General features: G+C 71.3%; 2 protein-coding genes. Both read right to left on the bottom strand.

Annotation, left to right across the window (positions count from 1 at the left end; all coding sequences use genetic code 11):
* Positions 1–636: IS3 family transposase (locus E2C06_RS36640; protein ID WP_133293410.1), on the bottom strand; the 636-nt coding region annotated here is incomplete at its 3' end.
* The gene (locus E2C06_RS36645; RefSeq protein ID WP_241671638.1) at positions 633–989 is read right to left on the bottom strand and encodes a transposase; all 357 of its coding nucleotides are present in this window, start codon (positions 987–989) and stop codon (positions 633–635) included. The genes E2C06_RS36640 and E2C06_RS36645, both read right to left, overlap by 4 nt.
* Between the last annotated feature and the right edge of the window lie 58 nt (positions 990–1,047).

The raw sequence follows: 1,047 nt of genomic DNA on the forward strand, positions 1-1,047 counted from the left end.
GATGCCATGCTGCCGCAACCGCTTGCGATACTCATGGGCCGCAAATTGCACCCCGCGGTCCGAGTGATGGGTGAGGCCCGGCGCGGGACGCTGACGCGCGATGGCCATGTCGAGCGCGGCGAGCGCGAGCTCATGGCCGAGGTAGTCGGCCATGGCCCAGCCGACGACGCGGCGGGAGAACAGGTCGAGCACCACGGCCAGGTACAGCCAGCCCTCGGCGGTCCAGATATACGTCAAATCAGCCAGCCAGACCCGATCCGGCGCGCTGGCCGTGAAGTCGCGCCCGAGCAGGTTCGGCGCCACCGGGAAGACATGCGCGCTGTCCGTCGTGCGGCGGAACCGACGCTTGCGCCTGGCCGACAGCCCCATGCTGCGCATCAGGCGGGCCACCCGCTTGCGGCCGACCCGCCGGCCATGGGCGCGGAGTGCGGCATGCACGCGCGGGCTGCCGTAGCAGCCACGGCTGGTCTCGTGCGCGGTGCGGATCTCGGCTGCCACGGCCCGGTCCTCGATGGCCCGCGCGCTCTCCGGCCGGCTGGACCAGGCATAGTAGCCGCTGCGGCTCACTCCCAGCATCTCGCACATGACCTGGATGGGGTAGTTGGCGACGTGGTCGCGGATAAAGGCATAGCTCACCTCCGGCCCGTCGCCTGGCCGAAGATGAGCGCCGCCTGTTTTAGGATGTCACGCTCCATCCGGACACGGTCGAGCTCACGCCGCAGCCGCCCGATCTCGGCGGCCTGATCGGCCGGGCTCGGGCCCACGCGGCGCGCCGGCGCCGCCTGCGCTGTGGGGAGCGTCGGCGCTGGCGCGCCGCTCCCTGCCGCTGCGCGGCCCTCCGCCCAGCGCAGCCAGGCACGCACCAGCCGATCCGGCAGGCCGAGCTCGGCCGCCACCGCCGAAACCGAGCGGCCACCGCGGATCGCAGCCACCGCCTCGAGCTTGAACGCGTCCGGAAATAACCGCCGCTGTCTATTGCTCTCCGCCATCGACACCTCCCAGGCTCCTCAGCCTATCAAAGGTGTCCGTGAAAGCGGGACAGGCCCA

It is taken from the genome of Dankookia rubra, assembly GCF_004355005.1.
Taxonomy (GTDB): Bacteria; Pseudomonadota; Alphaproteobacteria; order Acetobacterales; family Acetobacteraceae; genus Paracraurococcus; species Paracraurococcus ruber_A.